This is a genomic window from Tardiphaga robiniae, assembly GCF_013359755.1.
Taxonomy (GTDB): Bacteria; Pseudomonadota; Alphaproteobacteria; order Rhizobiales; family Xanthobacteraceae; genus Tardiphaga; species Tardiphaga robiniae.
In genome coordinates this window covers 1-495 of sequence record NZ_JABMCJ010000031.1, presented here as the reverse complement: position 1 = coordinate 495, position 495 = coordinate 1, and the positions used below count along the sequence as shown (strand labels likewise).

Sequence of the window (495 nt, the reverse complement as noted above, 5' to 3'; positions counted from 1 at the left end):
GCAATACCCTGTGTGCTGGTTCCTTTAACTGTGGATAAACTTCCTGTAATGGTTGCTGTTCCATACTGACTCCAGCCAGAACTGTTCATCCTTAAACCACTTGTGTGGGCATGAGCACCCGCGGCCCCTGTTGAACCGCTCAGACTGTGAGCATGAGCCCCCGTGTTATTCGTCGATTTGGTGCCGTAATCGAAACTGCCTGTTGTTTTCGTCCCGTAATCAAACGACGATGTGGTTTTCGTCCCCAAATCCGTACCGGATGCACTGGCACTGTGGGTGTGCGACTTAATTCCATCCTGTTCCTGAGACAATACAGCACGACCGCTGGCGGGTTTCCCCTTGATTGTCCAGCCTCGCATATCAGGAAGCACACCCGATGGATACGCGACAGCAAGTTTTGGGTAGGCTGATTTGTCAAACGCCTGCCCCTGCATCAGGACGTAGCCAGACGGAACGATATCTGATGGCCACGGGATCGGCGCACCTGCCGGAAAG

Annotated in this window: 1 protein-coding gene; it reads right to left on the bottom strand. The window is 53.5% G+C overall.

Translation table 11 applies throughout. The features are described 5' to 3' along the window. On the bottom strand, window positions 1-495 hold a 495-nt coding region (locus HP556_RS00145; RefSeq protein ID WP_175365471.1), incomplete at both ends, for a phage tail protein.